Source organism: Terriglobia bacterium (assembly GCA_035712365.1).
Classification (GTDB): domain Bacteria; phylum Acidobacteriota; class Terriglobia; order UBA7540; family UBA7540; genus SCRD01.
This window is the reverse complement of the sequence record DASTAW010000002.1, coordinates 1-17,187: the sequence shown is the minus strand read 5'-3', so window position 1 is coordinate 17,187 and position 17,187 is coordinate 1. Positions and strand designations below refer to the sequence as shown.

General features: G+C 58.3%; 15 protein-coding genes. 10 read left to right on the top strand and 5 right to left on the bottom strand.

The window, feature by feature from the left end:
- The first annotated feature begins 125 nt into the window (after positions 1 to 125).
- From VFQ24_00430 to VFQ24_00385, 10 genes are all read left to right on the top strand, one after another.
- Positions 126 to 1,094 (top strand): 4-hydroxy-3-methylbut-2-enyl diphosphate reductase, encoded by a 969-nt coding sequence (locus tag VFQ24_00430; protein HET9176805.1) that lies wholly within the window; start codon positions 126 to 128, stop codon positions 1,092 to 1,094.
- Between the two features lie 26 nt (positions 1,095 to 1,120).
- Positions 1,121 to 3,157, top strand: coding sequence for a squalene--hopene cyclase (shc, locus tag VFQ24_00425; GenBank protein HET9176804.1), 2,037 nt, complete (start codon positions 1,121 to 1,123; stop codon positions 3,155 to 3,157).
- On the top strand, positions 3,157 to 4,215 hold the full coding sequence (gene hpnH, locus VFQ24_00420) for an adenosyl-hopene transferase HpnH (protein HET9176803.1): 1,059 nt from the start codon (positions 3,157 to 3,159) through the stop codon (positions 4,213 to 4,215). The genes shc and hpnH overlap by 1 nt, the downstream gene beginning before the upstream one ends.
- Positions 4,212 to 5,255, top strand: a complete 1,044-nt coding sequence (hpnA, locus tag VFQ24_00415) for a hopanoid-associated sugar epimerase (protein HET9176802.1) — start codon at positions 4,212 to 4,214, stop codon at positions 5,253 to 5,255. The genes hpnH and hpnA overlap by 4 nt, the downstream gene beginning before the upstream one ends.
- Entirely contained in the window at positions 5,252 to 6,007 is a 756-nt protein-coding gene (locus VFQ24_00410) for a hypothetical protein (GenBank protein ID HET9176801.1), read from the top strand. Before hpnA ends, VFQ24_00410 begins: the two co-directional genes overlap by 4 nt.
- Positions 6,004 to 7,110, top strand: a complete 1,107-nt coding sequence (locus VFQ24_00405; GenBank protein ID HET9176800.1) for an alcohol dehydrogenase catalytic domain-containing protein — start codon at positions 6,004 to 6,006, stop codon at positions 7,108 to 7,110. The genes VFQ24_00410 and VFQ24_00405 overlap by 4 nt, the downstream gene beginning before the upstream one ends.
- Positions 7,110 to 8,168 carry an alcohol dehydrogenase catalytic domain-containing protein gene (locus VFQ24_00400; protein ID HET9176799.1) on the top strand — a complete coding sequence of 353 codons (1,059 nt, stop codon included), beginning with the start codon at positions 7,110 to 7,112 and terminating at the stop codon, positions 8,166 to 8,168. The genes VFQ24_00405 and VFQ24_00400 overlap by 1 nt, the downstream gene beginning before the upstream one ends.
- A 401-nt stretch (positions 8,169 to 8,569) precedes the next feature.
- Positions 8,570 to 9,193, top strand: coding sequence for a PEGA domain-containing protein (locus tag VFQ24_00395; protein ID HET9176798.1), 624 nt, complete (start codon positions 8,570 to 8,572; stop codon positions 9,191 to 9,193).
- 105 nt (positions 9,194 to 9,298) lie between these two features.
- A complete protein-coding gene (locus VFQ24_00390) occupies positions 9,299 to 10,177 on the top strand; it encodes a hypothetical protein (GenBank protein ID HET9176797.1) in 879 nt (292 codons plus the stop codon).
- Between the two features lie 300 nt (positions 10,178 to 10,477).
- The gene (locus VFQ24_00385; GenBank protein ID HET9176796.1) at positions 10,478 to 12,859 is read left to right on the top strand and encodes an alpha-L-rhamnosidase C-terminal domain-containing protein; all 2,382 of its coding nucleotides are present in this window, start codon (positions 10,478 to 10,480) and stop codon (positions 12,857 to 12,859) included.
- A 115-nt stretch (positions 12,860 to 12,974) separates the two neighbouring features.
- On the opposite strand, the gene VFQ24_00380 is transcribed toward VFQ24_00385, so the two are convergent.
- From VFQ24_00380 to VFQ24_00360, 5 genes are all read right to left on the bottom strand, one after another.
- Positions 12,975 to 13,175 (bottom strand): cold shock domain-containing protein, encoded by a 201-nt coding sequence (locus tag VFQ24_00380; GenBank protein ID HET9176795.1) that lies wholly within the window; start codon positions 13,173 to 13,175, stop codon positions 12,975 to 12,977.
- A 394-nt stretch (positions 13,176 to 13,569) separates the two neighbouring features.
- The gene (locus VFQ24_00375; protein ID HET9176794.1) at positions 13,570 to 15,069 is read right to left on the bottom strand and encodes a tetratricopeptide repeat protein; all 1,500 of its coding nucleotides are present in this window, start codon (positions 15,067 to 15,069) and stop codon (positions 13,570 to 13,572) included.
- Positions 15,038 to 15,469 (bottom strand): hypothetical protein, encoded by a 432-nt coding sequence (locus VFQ24_00370; GenBank protein ID HET9176793.1) that lies wholly within the window; start codon positions 15,467 to 15,469, stop codon positions 15,038 to 15,040. The genes VFQ24_00375 and VFQ24_00370 overlap by 32 nt, the downstream gene beginning before the upstream one ends.
- Positions 15,470 to 15,689: 220 nt before the next feature.
- The gene (locus VFQ24_00365) at positions 15,690 to 16,490 is read right to left on the bottom strand and encodes an aquaporin (GenBank protein ID HET9176792.1); all 801 of its coding nucleotides are present in this window, start codon (positions 16,488 to 16,490) and stop codon (positions 15,690 to 15,692) included.
- Between the two features lie 66 nt (positions 16,491 to 16,556).
- Positions 16,557 to 16,853, bottom strand: a complete 297-nt coding sequence (locus VFQ24_00360) for a hypothetical protein (GenBank protein ID HET9176791.1) — start codon at positions 16,851 to 16,853, stop codon at positions 16,557 to 16,559.
- Between the last annotated feature and the right edge of the window lie 334 nt (positions 16,854 to 17,187).

Below are 17,187 nucleotides of genomic sequence, written 5' to 3'. Positions count from 1 at the left end.
TGCGCAGCGACCAAACCCTCGCGGTCCGGAAAGGATTGGATCCTGCGCTTATCTTGACGGTGCGGAAAGACCATGAGAGGATTATCTTTAGAGGGTATGTAACAGGAAAGGATGATGGTAAACCAATGAACGTGGCTCCTCACGTCGAGAACTCGTCTCGCGCTGAACCAGGAACTTTGATGCTGTTGCGACCCAGAGGCTTTTGCGCGGGCGTCATTCGCGCCATTGATGTTGTCCGCATGGTTCTCGACAAGCTGGGACCTCCGGTTTATGTGCGGCGGGAGATTGTTCATAACCGTTATGTTGTAGACGAGTTGGCCGGCCAGGGCGCCGTATTTGTCGAAAACCTTGAAGAGGTGCCGACAGGGGCAGCAGTTATTTTCAGTGCTCATGGAGTCTCGCCGGCAGTTCGCGAGGAAGCACGCGCCCGGCAGCTTCGCATCATTGACGCCACCTGCCCACTGGTCACTAAGGTCCATCTGGAGGTGATCCGGTACGCCCGCGAAAAATATACCATTGTCCTTATCGGCCACCGGGACCACGACGAGATGATCGGTACGCTCGGGGAAGCCCCCGAAGTAATCCGGTTGATTTCCTCAGTCGAGGACGTGGAGACCCTGGATCCACCTGATCCCAACCGGATCGTCTATCTGACGCAGACCACCTTAAGCCTTGACGACACAGCGGAAATCGTGGACCGGCTCAAACAGCGATTCCCCGCCATTATCGGGCCGCCGGGACAGGACATCTGCTACGCCACTCAGAACCGGCAGATGGCCGTCAAGGCCATCGCCCCCAAGGCTGATGGAATCCTGGTGGTGGGAGCCCAAAACAGTTCCAATTCAAACCGGCTGGTGGAAGTTGCGCGGCGCGGAGGGACGGTCGCATACCTGATCGGCAACGCTGACGATATCCTCCCTGAATGGGTCAACGGCCACCGCCGTATTGGTGTCACCGCAGGTGCGTCGACGCCGGAAGTGCTGGTCCGGCAAGTTGTCGATCGCCTGAAGGAATGGGGCTTTACGCGAGTAGAGGAAGTCGAGTGGATTGAAGAAGACGTTCGCTTTGCCCTGCCTGCGGAATTGAAGGTCTAAAGGCACTTAGTGAGTACGGGGTGTTCATGACACAGGAAGCGAGAGTAGAGCTCGAATCGTTCAAAGACGGCGGTGCGGTCGGAGCATTGGATGCTGGCCTCGATCAACGCGTCGAACGGGCGATTGCCCGGGCGTCCGAGCATCTGCTTTCCTTGCAATCACCAGAGGGCTACTGGGTCGGCGAACTACACGCCGATTCCACTCTGGAATCTGACTACATATTTTTTCTTTACGTGGCCGGGCAATTTGTTCCCGGGCGGATAGCGAAGCTGTCGAACTCCATACGCCGCAGGCAGCTGCCGGACGGAGGGTGGAATATCTACCTGGGCGGCCCCTCCGAGCTCAACGCCACCGTCAAAGCTTACTTCGCACTGAAGCTGGCCGGCCATTCCCCGGATGAGCCCGCCATGGCGGCTGCCCGCCTGAGAATCCACGACCTCGGGGGGCTTGAACAGACCAATTCTTACACGCGGTTTTACCTGGCGCTGGGGGGCGCTTTGGAATGGAAGCACGTGCCGGCAATCCCTCCCGAGTTAATGCTTTCTCCGTCCTGGTTTTTCTTTAACGTTTACTCCCTGTCGTCGTGGACGCGCGCGATCGTGGTGCCGCTCACGATCCTCTACGCTCTGCGTCCGCACTGGCCCCTGCCCAAGCATGCGCGAGTTGATGAACTTTTCCGCGAGGCGTCTGGTCACATTCCGGCCTTTGACTGGGACCGGAAAATCATCACCTGGCGGAACCTGTTTCTTGCCATCGACCGCTTGTTCAAGTTGCACGAGTCCCTCCCCTGGAGGCCCTTGCGTAAGATGGCTCTTGCGCGGGCACAGAGATGGATGCTGGAACATCTGGAGAGGAGCGAGGGATTGGGGGCTATTTACCCGGCCATGCTCAACTCGCTCTTTGCCTTGCTAGCCATGGGACATCCTGCTGATGACCCTCTGACGGCACGGGAGCTCGCGCATTTGCGCGGGTTCGAGGTTGAGAAGGGGGACACGATTTCCCTGCAACCTTGCCGGTCACCTGTCTGGGATACCGCGATTGCAATGTACTCGCTTGAGGAGGCGGGTCTGCCTTCAGACCATCCGGCCCTGGTGAATGCCGCGCGATGGCTGCTGGATCGCCAGATTGTCGGTCCCGGCGACTGGCAGGTGAAGAATCAGGACGCCCCGCCGGGAGGTTGGGCGTTTGAATTTCTGAATGACTTTTATCCCGATGTTGACGACGCCTCCTTTGTGATGATGGCGCTGCAGCGGGTCGCCTATCCGGACAAGGTCCGGCTTGAGCATGCACTCCGGCGCGGGTTCCACTGGCTGGTCAGCATGCAGAACCGCGATGGAGGCTGGGGCGCCTTCGACCGTGATAATGACTGTGCAGTCCTTACCCGTGTACCGTTTGCTGATCACAATGCCATGATCGACCCTTCAACGGCGGACGTCACCGCGCGGGTGCTGGAGTGCGTTGCGCGCCTCGGGTGGCCGGCTACGCACCCTGCGGTGCAGCGCGCTCTCGGCTATCTGCGAAGACAGCAGGGGGCGGAAGGAGCGTGGTACGGCCGGTGGGGTGTGAACTACGTCTACGGAACCAGCGGCGTTCTGCGGATGCTGGAAGCTTTCGGCCTGGGCCGGACTCCGGAAGCTCTAAGGGGGGCTGACTGGCTCTGTTCCGTTCAGAACAGGGGGGGCGGTTTTGGAGAATCATGCGCTTCCTACGACGACCCTTCCCTCAAAGGAAGGGGGCCGTGCACACCGTCACAAACGGCATGGGGACTGATCGGATTGCTGGCCACCCGCGGCGTCAATGATCCGGCCGTCACTAACGCGGTGCAATATCTGTTGGACGAACAGACCGAAGAGGGTTTCTGGAAAGAAAACGAATTTACCGGGACCGGCTTCCCGCGGGTCTTCTATCTGTGTTACACCTTATATCGTAATACCTTCCCACTTTATGCGCTGGCGCATTACCAAAACCTCCGTCTGAACAGAACGCAGGCGGAGTCCGTTCGCCTTTCGCCAGCCGAATTCGAGCCGCACAATGGAAACGGAAAGAAAAACGGGAGGAATTGATGAGATTTCCGCTCAGTTTGACGGCAAATCTGAGTACCTATATTGCTGGAAAGAGGCTTCATCGCGTTGATAAATTTCCTTTGGTCATGATGCTGGAACCGTTGCACGCCTGTAACCTGACATGCACAGGCTGTGGACGCATTCGAGAATATAAAGATACCATCCGCGACAAGCTGACCGTCGAGCAATGCCTCAATGCAGTGGATGAGTGCGGCGCGCCTGTCGTTTCCATTTGCGGCGGCGAGCCAATGATCTATCCTGACTTGCCGCGCCTGGTAAGTGAAATCCTGGACCGCAAGAAGAACATCTACCTTTGCACGAATGGGATGTTCATTCGAAAACGTCTGCAGGATTACAAGCCCACCTCACGCATGTTTTTCAACATCCACCTGGACGGCATGGAGGCCACCCACGACCTCTGCGTAGAACGCAACGGGGTTTTCCGCGAGGCGGTCGAGGCCATCAAGTTCGCCAAAGACCGCGGTTTCCAGGTGTGTACCAACACCACCATTTACAAGCAGACAGACCTGAACGAGATCGCGGAACTGTTTGAATTCCTGCGAGGCCTCGGCGTGGACGGGCACATGCTTTCACCGGCTTACTCCTATCTTGCCGTCCAGACCAAAGAAATCTTCATGTCTCGCCAGGAAATTCATCAGAAGTTCCGCCTGGCCAGCCGTCTGCTGGAAAAATACTGCGTCATGACTTCGCCGATCTATTTGGAATATCTGCGCGGCGAGCGCGAACTGGAGTGTACGGCATGGGGCAATCCTACTTATAATCCGCGCGGCTGGAAGGGTCCGTGCTACCTGATCACGGACGGGCACTACGCCACCTTCAAAGAGTTCATGCAATCCACTCCCTGGGAAAAGTACGGGCCGGGGAAGGATCCTCGATGCGAACACTGTATGGTCCACGTGGGCTTTGAACCTTCCGCGGTGCTGGGAGCCAACCGCAATTTCCCCGATACCTGGAAACTCCTCAGGTGGCAGCTTACGAAACCGAAGAGCGGGCGCAACGGCAACGGCGCCCAGTACGCAAATGGACTCGTAGGATGATTTCTCTTGTAACCGGGGCAAGCGGCTTTGTGGGTAGCCACGTAGCTCGAACGCTGGCCGAACGTGGCGAAAAGGTCCGGGTCCTCGTGCGCCCGCAAAGCAGCCTTTTGGCGCTCGAAGGAGTGCCGGTAGAAAAGGTATACGGCGATCTGCGAGATCTCAGCTCGCTGGGTCCCGCCATTAAAGGCGCCGATCGGGTCTTTCACGTTGCGGCCGATTACCGCCTGGGTGCTTCCCGCCCTCAGGAGATTTACGATTCCAACGTAACCGGTACACGGAATTTACTGGAAGCAGCACGCAGAGTGGGAGTTCAGCGAATCGTGGTCACCAGCAGCGTTGCAACCATTGCAGTAGACCGCGGTGTCACCCTGCCCAACGAAGCAACCGAGGCGGGAATCGAGGAAATGATTGGCCACTATAAACGCTCAAAGTTCCTCGCCGAGAAAGAAGCGCTGAGGGCGGCGCGCGAAGGACTGCCCCTGGTGGTTGTCAATCCCACCACTCCGGTAGGCCCGGGTGACTGGAAACCGACGCCGACTGGCCAGGTCATCGTGGATTTCCTGAACGGCAAGATTCCGGCATACGTCGAGACCGGCCTCAACTGGGTGCCTGTTGAAGACGTTGCATTCGGGCACTGGATAGCTGCGGAGCGCGGACGCGTCGGCGAGCGGTACGTCCTCGGCGGTCGCAACATGATGCTGAAAGAAGTTCTAGATGCTCTGGCGCGAATCAGCGGACGTACCGGCCCTCGTCTTCGTCTGCCGCATTCCGTCGCTATGGCTGCCGGATATGCCGACCAGGTCTGTTCGCGCGTGTTGAACCGCCAGCCACGAATCCCGTTGGAGGGAGTTCGAATGGCGCGGCACAAAATGTTCGTGGATTGCTCCAAAGCTGCCGCTGAACTCGGCTTCAGAGCTGGCCCGGTGGAGGCTGCACTCGAGAGGGCCGTCGCCTGGTACATACAGAATGGCTACGCCAACCATAGCAACCTCGCAAGAGGCTTCGGACGTGCGGCATTAGCAAGCCGGGAACGCGAATGAGAATTCTGGTGACATTTGCGTTGGAGTGGGAATTCAAACCATGGCTTCGCCTGCGGAAATTTCAGGCGTCTCCCGGCGACGGCATGGTCTTCATCGCACGGGCAGCAGGAAAGGATGTCAGGGTGCTCCTCACCGGAATCGGAGCGGCGAACGCGGCGCGGGCAATCAGAAAGTTCACCGATTGCCGTCCCGACATCTGTATCGCCTCGGGGCTGGCGGGCGGACTGAAACCTCAGCATCGGTCGGGAGAAATTCTGGCTGCAAGGGCAGTCCAGAAAGCCAGCGCCGGAGTTTCGTATGAAAGCGATCAGGGTCTTTTCAGCGCTGCCGTTGAGTGCGGAGCAAAACCCGTGGACCGTTTTTTTTCCAGCGGCCATGTGGTGCGAACGGCGCAGGAGAAATTTCGCCTCGGGGCTGCAGCCGACGCAGTGGATATGGAAGCCTTTGCAGTGATGCAAGAAATGGGCCGCCTGGATGTTCCCTGCGTTGCAGTGCGAGTGGTAGCCGATTCCGCTGAGATGGAAGTCCCTTGTGATTTTGACCGCGCTCTTGACGACTCGGGGCGCATTCGCATTGTCCAGGTCTTAAGCCAGGTTGCTGGCGACCCGCGACGCCTGTGGCCACTGGCGCAGCTCGGTGTGCGAAGTGCGCGCGCTGCCACAGCCCTTGCCCGGTACCTTGAGAGGTACACAACTTTTTTAACCGGACATCAGGAGAAAATGGACCTGGGCGTCCCAGCCATCAGCCAATGACAACCATCAGAACAGAAGCCGGGACGCCGACGGAACTCCAGCAGCCGAGCAAACGGATGTGGGCTGGGGTCTACCGCGGCCAGGGCCGCGTGGTCGCTGAGGAGGTGCCGCTGCCTGCAATTTCCGAGGGCGAAGTGCTGGTGCGAGTCCGCGCCTGCGGCATCTGCGGAACTGACATTAAGAAGATCAAGCACGGGTTCCTCCCTCCGCCACAGATATTCGGGCACGAAATCGCCGGAACAGTTGAAACGGTTGGTGCCGGCGTACGAGAGTGGCGGACGGGTGACAGGGTGTTGACATTTCATCACATTCCCTGCGGCGCTTGTTTCTACTGCGATCAGAAACTCTACTCCCAGTGCCCCACCTACAAGAAGGTGGGAGTCACCAGCGGCTTCCGCCCCAGCGGAGGAGGCTTCGCGGAATACGTGCGTGTAATGGATTGGATCGCCGAACGGGGAATGGTCCGGATTCCGCCACATGTTTCCTTTGAGGAAGCCTCATTTGTCGAACCTGTCAATACATGCCTGAAGGCCATCTACAAAGCCCGTGTCGAGGAGCGGGACAAGGTCCTAGTGTTGGGCCAGGGCCCTATCGGCATGCTGCTGATGATGTTGGCGCGGATCTGCGCCGGCAGCAGAGTGGTGACGGCCGATCCGGTGCCGGCACGCCGCCGGAAAAGCATCGAACTCGGGGCTGAGGAGTCCTTTGATCCTGTGGGCGTGGATCTGGTTGAAGCCATCCGCACTCGCACTTCGGGCCGTGGCGCAGACGTCGTGCTGGTTGCTGCGCCCCAGCGTGAACTCTTGGAGCAGGCCCTGACACTGACCCGCCCCGGAGGTCGTGTCCTCCTTTTTGCCTATAACGATCCGTTGCTGCGCGTCGAATTTCCTGCCGCGGCGGTGGGAATTGACGAAAAAGAAATCCTCGGCAGTTATAGCGCTTCATATGATCTGCAGCAAGAATCTGCCCGTCTGATTTTTGAACGTGTACTTCCGGTGCAGAAGTTGATTTCTCACCGGTTTCCCCTTTTTGAAATTGAACAAGCTTTAAATCTGGCAGCTCATCCTACTGAGGAGTCTCTGAAAATCATAGTGGTGCCTTAATGGAAACTCATCTCAGCGGCGATATGAACGCCGCGGTGTTATATGGTCGCGAAGACCTGAAAATTGAACGAATTCCGATACCGACCTTCACTCCGGATGAAGTCCTGGTACGGGTGAAGGTGGCCCTGACCTGCGGAACGGACTTGAAAGTCTGGCGGCAAGGTTATCACGCCAAGATGATTGTACCTCCGGCTGTTTTTGGACACGAACTCTCAGGAATTGTCGAAGCAGTTGGAAGCGATGTCGCTAACGGGCTGAAGCCTGGATCCTGGGTGGTGCCTGCCAATTCTGCCCCCTGTAATAGCTGCATATTTTGCCGCAAAGGCCAGTCGAACCTTTGCAATTCGCTCCTGTTTAACAACGGCGCCTACGCTGAGTACATCCGGATTCCGGGGCGCATCGTTCGGGAAAATACACTGGAGATTCCCCCACACGTGCCCTTCCGGGACGCCGCCCTGGTTGAACCGCTTGCGTGCATTCTGCGGGGCATCGAAGAAACAGGGATTCAAGCCGGCGACACCACGGTGGTGGTGGGATGCGGGCCCATCGGGCTGAAGTTCATCCGAGTGCTGTCAGTTCGCGGCGCACGGGTGATTGCCCTCGGCAAAAGGAGGAGCCAGGTCCGTACTGCGGAACGGCTTGGCGCCTATGCCGGGTTTGACATCTCACAGATGGAAGACCCGGTTTCCGCAGTCCGCCAGCTCACTGAAGGAGGTCACGGCGCTGATTCGGTAATTGAAGCAGTCGGAATCCCACAGACCTGGCAGTGGGCCGTCCAGATGGTGCGTCGCGGCGGCACCGTTAATCTATTCGGAGGGTGTCCGCGCGGCAGCCAGGTGCAGTTTGATCCCTCGCTCCTTCACTATTCAGAAATCACGCTGCGCTCGACCTTCCATCACACTCCGCAATTTGTCCGTAAGGCCCTCGATGCGGTGGCGAAAGGAGAAATCCGTGCCTCAGATTTTGTGACAGGGGAAATCCCGCTTGACGAATTGCCGCATTTCTTCCAGAAAATGAAGCACCGCAACGGAGAATTAAAAATGGCGGTGATCCCATGAACTTCCCACAACGGGGCAGGTTCCCGCCGTTACCCGCCAAAACCGCCGAAAATCGCCTGCCCATGATTGATCCGTCCGCCTGATTCATCAGATCCTGCAATGTATCCACTCCCTGAAATTCTCTTTTTTGTAACCCTCTGAAATCACAGGCGATACCACATTCTGTCGGGCTGTGAAGTTGCAACTGACTGCACATCGCTATTTCCAACTTCCCGAGAGCTCATCTGGAGCTTGCCGAAAACGCATTCAGGATATATCCTAGGACGTAAGTTCTGGAAGGCCAACACTACGGGGGGCAGCCGGGAGGGGGTCCCGCGCCAGGGACTGAAGGGCCGGGCAGCTAAATGCTGGTTTGGGCTGGATCCTTCGCGTGCCAGAGTGAACACTGATAACCGGAAAGGATGAACATGACCCCACTCCACAGCAGACTTCAGCACCCCGAACCAATGCGGCTGCCCAACTTTTTGCGATCCGTGTCGATGCCGCTTTGGCACGCAATCGAATTATCACTGCTCTTGGTTCTGGCAAGTAGCTGTCTCTACGCACAGGCTGCGGCGGAATACGGCGGTGCAACTTCAGGTATTGCCGGCAGCATCAGCAGGAGCAACATGATGAACAAGGTGGCAGTTCCTGACCTGACCGCGAACGGCGGCGACAAATCGTCGGTCATCATGAGCCAACCAATCCGGACCGACGGCGCAAACCCGAAGTATATATTCGACTCCATGAAGCAGGGCTCGGTGGCGGAAAACCGAAAAGTGCTGGAGAAACAGGCCGGCAAGAACGCGGCCAAGCTCATGCTCCGTTCGACACCAACCCATGCCGACGTGAAGATTGATGGCAAACCAGTGGGCAAAACACCGATTCTGCTGGTCCTGCCTCCTGGTCAATATGACGTGGCGATGAACGGACCACGGATGGACCATGCAGAGCAGGAGATTGATCTCCTGCCGAACGAGACAAGAGAGTTCCTGCTGCCTCTCAAACAGCTTTATCCGACTACCGTGAAGATTGGGCTGCACTAAAGCAGGGAGTTGAGCATGGGCGGTCCAGTATTTGACAGGCAGGTGTTCGTTAAAAAGGTTGAGCCGAAACCTCCTCTGTCGAGATCTCCGCTGCCAGGAGGCTTGGTGCTATTGCTCGTTGCCGCACTGTCGGCTTTTGCCACCTACCGGTACGTGAAGGCTGGCGGCAAAGGCCCTTCAGACGCCGCCGACAAAGCCCGAATCGCGGAGCTCCAGACCAGACTGAAGTCGATGCAGGACCGCGTGAACGAACTTGAAAGGCGAAGGCACGCGGCGCCCGGCAGACGAACGCCCGGCACGACCACCGCCAAAGCGGCCCCCGGCCAGAGCAGTCTGCTGGCTGCATCTTTGGCGCGGCCTGGTGCTCGCCTTCGCGGCGAAACGCCTGCCAGCGATCCAAGTCATTCCACAAGCAGTCGATCGATATCGACAAAGCTTGCTGCCACGGCGCCCGCTTCGGTGAAGGCGCCAGAGCTTGCAACCAAAGCACCGGCTACCAACGGCCAGACGGTCCCCACTAAAGAGCTGAATGCGATACAGGGAAACCTCGCAGCCAGCCATGATGAATGGCGTGCAGCAACCGACCGCCTGGGCAACGTCGTGGGCGAACTCGATACGCAGCGCTCAGCCATCCAGCAGACGCAGAATGGCGTTAACTACCTTCTGGAAAGGGTGCAAGCGTCCGATGTCTCCTTCACGCTCTCAAAGGGAGCGGGTCTCCATCGTATCGGCCCAATCCCAATGGAGCTGGAATCCACCAGCGTCAGAGAGCAGCACTACACCGTTCGCATGATGGTGGATGACAAGTCCGTTGTGTTGAAAGACCGCGCCCTCAATGAAATCGTGCAGTTCTACACTTCACGGAGCAAGTACCCTCTTCGGCTGATTGTTTCACAGATTGGAAGAGGAGAAGTTTCAGGAACACTCGCCGTTCCAACAGAATTAAGCGACCACATGAATAATAATCAGCTTCAGGGACGATGAGCAGAATGGCTGGCGCCGGATGACAGCCATCTCGACTCCTTCCAGCTTGTGTGCCCGCACGTTTCCCGCCGTCGTTCCAGTTGATACCTCGTCGATAGATTGCTTTCGCCCGATCTGTTCAACCTCATTACCCCTCTCCCCTGCACTCTTCCCGGCTCAAACTGCCCCGCGCACATTCGGGCTTTCTCCTTTGACTTCCAGACGTGAAATAGCCATAATCGCCGCCTTGAACTGATTCAGCATCCGTCGTAATGCCAGTTGCAGTGCGCGGCAAGACTCAAGCTTCAGGAGATTCCCGTCATGAGCGCGAGCCGTACTCGAGCATTGATTTTTGTTGCACTCTTTCTGAGCACGTTCCCTTCCATGAGTTCCAGTTCCGGCGAGTCAAACCCTGCCATCCTCCATCAGCACTGGACAGCCCAATGGATTGCGTGTCCCGGCAGCCCGCATCGCGAGTTTGGGGTCTATTATTTCCGAAAAGAGTTCTCGCTTTCGAGCAAGCCGGAGCATTTTGTCATTCACGTGAGCGCCGACAACCATTACCAGCTTTTTGTAAACAGTACGCGAGTCTCCACAGGCCCGGCGCGAGGCGACCTGTTCCATTGGCGGTACGAAACGCTCGACATCGCCAGCCACCTCCAGACCGGACATAACACTATCGCCGCCATCGTCTGGAACTTTGCCGAACTCGCCCCCATGGCTCAGATGAGCCATGAGACGGGATTGATCGTGCAGGGCGACACCGCTCAGGAAGCAGAGGTCAATACAAACGCAAGCTGGAAGGTTCTGGAGAGTCAGGCTGTCCGGATGATCCCTATCGACCGCAAGACAATTCCCTTCTATATGGTGGTGGGTCCGGGGATTCGCGTTGACGCATCCCGCGTTCCCTGGGGATGGCAGGATGTGGGATTTGACGATTCGAGCTGGAAACCGGCGGAAATGCTCGTCGAAGGAGGGCCACGCGGAATTCAGGACAGCCACTCGCCGTGGATGCTGGTGCCGCGCACCATCCCCATGATGGAACAGAGACTTCAGCGTCTGGCCAGCGTGAGGAGGTCGCAGGGCGTCGAGGTCCCGGACGCCTTTCTGCAAGGAGGTTCGCCGGTGACGGTCCCGGCCAACACAACCACCACGGTGCTTTTCGACCAGAGCTTTGAAACAACCGCCTATCCGGAACTCGTGGTCAGTGGCGGAAAGGGCTCGGTGATCACGCTGACCTATGCGGAGGCGTTGTGGAAAGGCCGCGACAAGGGAAACCGGAACGACATCCAGGGCAAGAAGATGCTGGGGATGCAGGACCAGTTTCTTCCCGATGGCGGCCAGCAGCGAATGTTCCGGACACTCTGGTGGCGCACTTACCGTTACCTGCAGCTCGCGATAAGGACCGGCGACGAACCGCTCACGCTCGATGACCTTCGCGGGATTTTCACCGCCTACCCCTTCACCGTCGAGGCCAGCTTTGACAGCGGAGACCCAACCCTCCAGAAGATGTGGGAGGTCGGCTGGCGCACTGCGCGGCTTTGCGCCCACACAACCTATATGGACTGCCCGTACTATGAACGATTGCAGTACGGCGGTGACACGCGAATCCAGATATTGATATCGCTCTACATGACGGGTGACGACCGTCTGGCGAAGAATGCCATCGAACTGCTGAACGAGTCGCGCATTCCTGAAGGCATCACGCAAAGCCGCTACCCATCGCGTCTGCCGCAGTTCATTCCGCCGTTTTCTCTCTTCTGGATCGGCATGATGCATGACCTTTGGTGGTATCACGGCGATACGGCATTTCTCCAGCAGTACCTTCCCGGCATGAGGGACGTCCTCGGCTGGTTTGAACGCCGGATGGGTCCGTCCGGCCTGCTGGGACGGCTCGAATGGTGGAACTTTGTTGACTGGACTCCGCAGTTCAAAGATGGCGTGCCTCCGGAAGAAGCGGACGGGCAATCTTCAATCCTGACGCTGCAATTTGTCGCGGCCCTCCAAGACGCCGCCGACCTGGAATCGAGTATCGGCAACAAGAACTTCGCGGAACAGGACCGCGCTATGGCGGCAAAAATTGCACGCGCCGTTTACGACAAGTGCTGGGATCCGGCACGCCGCCTGCTGGCGGACACTCCCGCGCGCCAGAGCTTCAGCCAGCATGCCAGCATCCTGGGCGTCCTTGCCAACGCCATCCCCGAGCAGCAACAGAAAGGCGTCATGCAGAAGGTTTTGACGGATTCTACACTCGCCCAGTGCTCATACTACTTTCGGTTCTATCTGTTCCGCGCCCTTAAGAAAGTTGGGCTGGGCAATGATTATCTCAACCTGCTTGGGCCCTGGCGGCAGATGCTCGATCTTGGCCTGACCACCTGGGCAGAGGAACCCGAACCCGTGCGGTCCGACTGCCACGCCTGGAGCGCCCATCCGAACTTCGACTTCCTCAACACGGTGGCAGGAATAGGACCCGCCGCGCCGGGCTTCAACAAGGTTTTGATCCAGCCGCACCTGGGGACGCTCGATCATCTTTCGGCCACGGTCCCCGTCCCTCAAGGCAGCATCGTGGTGAAATACGACCGGCACGATGACCTCCTGGCCGCTGATATCACGCTGCCTCAGGGCACTACAGGCTGGCTTGCGTGGGGAGGACAAAAGCTGGAACTGCACGCGGGCGAACAGCACGTGCAGGTTTCAAGGTAGCCGCCGCAATCACCTCGGATGACGGAGGACCCTTCCCTGCAAGGTCGCGGCTTCAAACGGTCCGTCCGCGTTGTTCCAGATTTCCATTGCTTGGAAACTGCAAGGAGCGAGCGCCCTATTCCGCGGCCCGGACCGAAGCAGCCCTGGGACCCTTGGGGCCGTCCTCGATCTCAAACTCCACCGTATCACCTTCCTTCAACGTATCGAAGTTAAGTCCCTGAAGGCTGCTGCGGTGAAAAAAAACCTCACGCCCTTCAGCCGACCGGATGAATCCAAATCCGCGGTCGCGAACCACGCGCTTGATTGTTCCTTGCATAGACACCTCGCATGTCGACAGAAGGGTGGCTACCACAGAGACAGGCACAGAGTTGTTTCTTCAGTGGGAAATGCCGGTCGGAGAAAGGTTCCCTTTGTCGCATTGGCTTGAATGTATCAGCGTGCCTGTACGTTTGTCAAACACCCGGACTATCTGGTGGTGGCGCAGTTTGCTCCCCATTTTGTGGCACGGGCCATCCTGACTGTGCTTTTTTGTCCGAAGCCCGAGCGAGACGCCCGTGCCACAAATCGAGCCAAGTTACCACCGATCATCTGGTCTCAAACCGCACAGGACACCGCCGTTTGAGCGATACCGACTGACCCCCAAACATTGATCGACTTTTCCTGAAATTAACCCCGAGGGTCCGGTCCTCACCCCGTTGGACAACTGGCGGCTACTGGTCTGCCGGAGTCCTCAGAATCCAGCGATTGTCCCGCAGAAACGCGCCCACCAGCAGAACATCCGAACTTCCGCACACGATTTCGCGGCAGAACGTCACGGGCGAAAGGATTTCGGGGTCTCTGGTGGCCGCCTCATGCAGCACCCGCCGCGCCTCCCCGTGCCGCTTGCTCTGCCAAAGCACGAACGCCTCGAGCGCCTGCATGGAGGTCGAGTGTGGATCAGCGGCCAGCGCCTGCGCGCACTCCGCCAGTGATGCATCGTTTTGCCGCTCCCGCCAGTACGCCAATGCCAGCACCCGGTGGCCTTCCGCCGCCCCGGGATCGCGTGTCGCAAGCGCCTGGGCCTGCGCTATGGCCCCCTGCACGTCTCCCTGGCGAAGACGCATTAAGGCAAGTTGCTCGCCGGCCGGAAGGAAATCCGGCCGCGCCGCGACGATCTTCGTAAACAGCTCTTTGGCGCCGGCCGCATCTCCTGACCGCATCTGGAGCTTGCCAAGTTCAAATTCGCTCTGCCAGTCGTCCGGATCAAGCGATACCGCCTTCTTCAACAAACCCATGGCCTGCCCGAGCTGCCGGGCCGTAACATAAATCCTGGCGAGGGCAGCGTAGGCGGCGCCAAGTTCAGGGGTGACATGGATGGCCTGGTTGAAATACTTTTCCGCCTGGGCTGGGTCACTCTGCGAGAGAGAAAGCTGGCCCAGCCCGAGATAAGCGGCGCCGCTGGATGCGTTTTCTTCAATGGCCTTCCTGAACTCGGTCTCAGATCGCAATTCATCGCCCGTCGCGGAATAGGCGCGCGCAAGCGCCACGTGCGCTTGCGAGCGTTCCGCAGCGGTGGAGGCAATCGCGACTGATCCCAATGCATCGGCCTCGGCTTCTTTTTTCTTCCCAGCCTCAAGCTCGATTTCCGCAAGTTCCAGGCGCATGTTGAAGTCGTGCGGCGCAAGCGCGGAGGCCCTCTGAATCTGGCTTAACGCCATCGACCGGAAATCACCCGCGGTTAGGCCGGTGGCTGCGACCGTCTCTGAAGGTCCGCTGTAGATTGCCCAGGCAAGCTGGCCAAGCTCAAAGTGCGCCCGGCCGTTGTCGGGTTCAAGCCTTGCCACCGTGCTCAGTTCCTGCCACGCCCGCGCAAGCGCTCCTTCGCGCCACAAGGCGAGGCCTAGCCCCCGATGCGCGGCCGGCAAATCAGGAGAGGTCTCGAGAGCTTTCTGGTAGTCGGCTTCCGCGCCCGCAAAGTCATTGCGATCGAGCAATCCGTTGCCCTCGTTTACGAGTGCGATGGCCTCCTGCGATGGCGCCCCCTTGGCGGCGGGTTGCGGCGCTCGCACGCTGCTTTCCGGTTTCTGTCCGGCGCCTAAAATCGTGCCGGAAACTGCCACGCCAGCGAGCAGCAGGGCTGCGCAGCAGCAGCCTGAAAAAACCAGCCCGTGCGGACGCCGCGCAGCTCTCAGACCGCCGCTAATCCCGTACGCGAATTTGCTCTGGATCATGAATAATGATTTCAGCCCGGCCATTGTAAGTTGTGATCTCGCCTGCAATCTTAACCCTTTTGCCTTCGAGCGAACCCAGGTTTCCAAAGCGGGAACGGTCCGACGCAAAGATGACGCTGCCAAAACCGCAATTTCGGTAGTCCTGACAAAAATCCAGAAAGGTGCTGCCGGAACGCGCGGTGAAAACACGCAGCACTCGTCCTTCCACGCAGGTGTTCTCTCCTGTATGAAGGCCGGCCTGCGAAATTCCAACGCATCCTCCTTGCGTGCCCTCCGCACTGCCGGCGCGGTTGTCGAGTTTCGCGGCGTGGCGCACGCCAAGGCGGTAAGCCGCCACCGAGATGAGAACGACGGCCACGATGCCGGACACCGTCAGGATTGCAGTCTTCTTTCGGATCATGGCAACTGACCGAGTCGTTGCAGATCAGAGAACTTGTGGGCCGTGCAAGCGGCCAAATCCATAGCCGGTACCAATTCTGCACTCGAGTATAACAAAAGCCATGCGCGACGGGCTGACACGGCAAGAAGCAACTTATGTAACGGCGGCTTCAGGCAGCAACGTGGCGACCCCGCCCCGGCGGGACCGCCGCCATTGACGTCAGAAATATTGAGCAGTGCCGCTACCAGCGGGAGCGATGAAAGACGCCATGTGGATCGTGTCCGAAGTGATAAATTTTCGCCACCTCAATTTCCAGGCGACCCAACCAGGACAATTCCCCGGCCGCCAGCGCCACGAAAGTCCCCAGGGCTGGGCCAACCCAGTAGATCCACCATCCGCTCCAGGCCCCTGCCACAAGCGACGGCCCGATGCTGCGGGCCGGGTTGGTGCTGGTGCCAGAAAGCGGGGCTTCAACATAAACCATCACCGCGTAGAGGAAAGGAAACAACAGCGGTGTGTAACAACGGATTTGCGGGTGCCCGAGAAACAGGAACAAACCGGCGATCAGTCCCAACGTGGTGACGACTTCCCCCGCCGTGGCCTGGAAAAGCGTAAACCCGCTTCCCGGAAACGTCCCGCCGAACTCGACGCTGGCCCCTATGCGTCCCCAGGCCAGCAGCGGCAGAGCGCCCGCAATTCCTCCGGCAACCTGCGAAATCACGTATCCGAGTGCATGCGGCCCGCTCATTTTTCGCTTCATCCAGAAAGCCAGGGTCACAACCGGATTGATGTGCGCGCCACTGACTTTTCCCAAAGGCGAGACAGCGATGGCGGCGCCCGTCACTCCAAACATGAAACCTGTCAGCAATCTTCGAAGACCTGGATCAGGCAAAAGCGCAGCCACCGGACTTCCCTTCCCGAAATCGAGGATCACGATGGAAACGCCCACCGCGACGAGCAATGCGGTGCCGATAAATTCAGCTACGAAGAGCCCCCACAAATGTTTTATCGGGGGCGTCGCGCGATCGGAGGCTTTGGTCATTGGTTAATTTCGCCGTTTGGAGCGCGGCGCAGGGCCGGATGGCTAGCCTTACGGGTAGGATGTGTTTCAATTGTTCTCTGGCTTGCCTTTTCCCTGTTCTTTATTTTGAATAACATGGCCCGCTTTGTTTTCCGGTTTGTTTTCGGTTTGCTTTTTTCCACAGGAACCTGTTTTCAATAAGTTCTCCGCTTTGTTTTCCGGTTTGTTCAGGTTTGTTTTTTTGCCATTCCTGTGTGTTTTCAGCAACTTCTCCGCTTTGTTTTTGAAAAAACGTGTTTTTTTGTCCCATATTTTGACGCCACAGGAGCCTGGGCTGTCCACAGCCGGCTTAGCAGAAGTCTTGCCAGACCGCGCGCTCTCCATCCTTACCGTCGAGGCTACCATACTAGCTTACAAAAGTCAAGCAAAATCGGCGGGAGAGGCTAAAAGTCAGGAGCGGCGGGTCGGGCATACGTTCCGCAGTTTGGAATGTATGCGGCGGGTCAGTGCTGTAGAATTTCCCGATGATCGCTTCAGTGGCTGAAGCCGGCTGGATGGAGGCGCAACGAACGTCGGAGCTTTAGAGTCTGTGTGGCAACTGGCTTGGCGGCGACGTAATTTACCGATTACAGGAGGTGTTGAGGATGTTTTGGAGCTTTTCCGATTCCGGCCGAGGCATGGGGCCTTCGTAGGGTCTCAGCCGGTGGCCTGCGTGGCT

Excerpts from the sequence above, each read along its gene's own strand:
- VFQ24_00430 (HET9176805.1), top strand. The coding sequence starts at position 126 with ATGAACGTGGCTCCTCACGTCGAGAACTCGTCTCGCGCTGAACCAGGA.
- shc (HET9176804.1), top strand. The coding sequence starts at position 1,121 with ATGACACAGGAAGCGAGAGTAGAGCTCGAATCGTTCAAAGACGGCGGT.
- hpnH (HET9176803.1), top strand. The coding sequence starts at position 3,157 with ATGAGATTTCCGCTCAGTTTGACGGCAAATCTGAGTACCTATATTGCT.
- hpnA (HET9176802.1), top strand. The coding sequence starts at position 4,212 with ATGATTTCTCTTGTAACCGGGGCAAGCGGCTTTGTGGGTAGCCACGTA.
- VFQ24_00410 (HET9176801.1), top strand. The coding sequence starts at position 5,252 with ATGAGAATTCTGGTGACATTTGCGTTGGAGTGGGAATTCAAACCATGG.
- VFQ24_00405 (HET9176800.1), top strand. The coding sequence starts at position 6,004 with ATGACAACCATCAGAACAGAAGCCGGGACGCCGACGGAACTCCAGCAG.
- VFQ24_00400 (HET9176799.1), top strand. The coding sequence starts at position 7,110 with ATGGAAACTCATCTCAGCGGCGATATGAACGCCGCGGTGTTATATGGT.
- VFQ24_00395 (HET9176798.1), top strand. The coding sequence starts at position 8,570 with ATGAACATGACCCCACTCCACAGCAGACTTCAGCACCCCGAACCAATG.
- VFQ24_00385 (HET9176796.1), top strand. The coding sequence starts at position 10,478 with ATGAGCGCGAGCCGTACTCGAGCATTGATTTTTGTTGCACTCTTTCTG.
- VFQ24_00380 (HET9176795.1), bottom strand. The coding sequence starts at position 13,175 with ATGCAAGGAACAATCAAGCGCGTGGTTCGCGACCGCGGATTTGGATTC.
- VFQ24_00375 (HET9176794.1), bottom strand. The coding sequence starts at position 15,069 with ATGATCCAGAGCAAATTCGCGTACGGGATTAGCGGCGGTCTGAGAGCT.
- VFQ24_00370 (HET9176793.1), bottom strand. The coding sequence starts at position 15,469 with ATGATCCGAAAGAAGACTGCAATCCTGACGGTGTCCGGCATCGTGGCC.
- VFQ24_00365 (HET9176792.1), bottom strand. The coding sequence starts at position 16,490 with ATGACCAAAGCCTCCGATCGCGCGACGCCCCCGATAAAACATTTGTGG.
- VFQ24_00360 (HET9176791.1), bottom strand. The coding sequence starts at position 16,853 with ATGGAGAGCGCGCGGTCTGGCAAGACTTCTGCTAAGCCGGCTGTGGAC.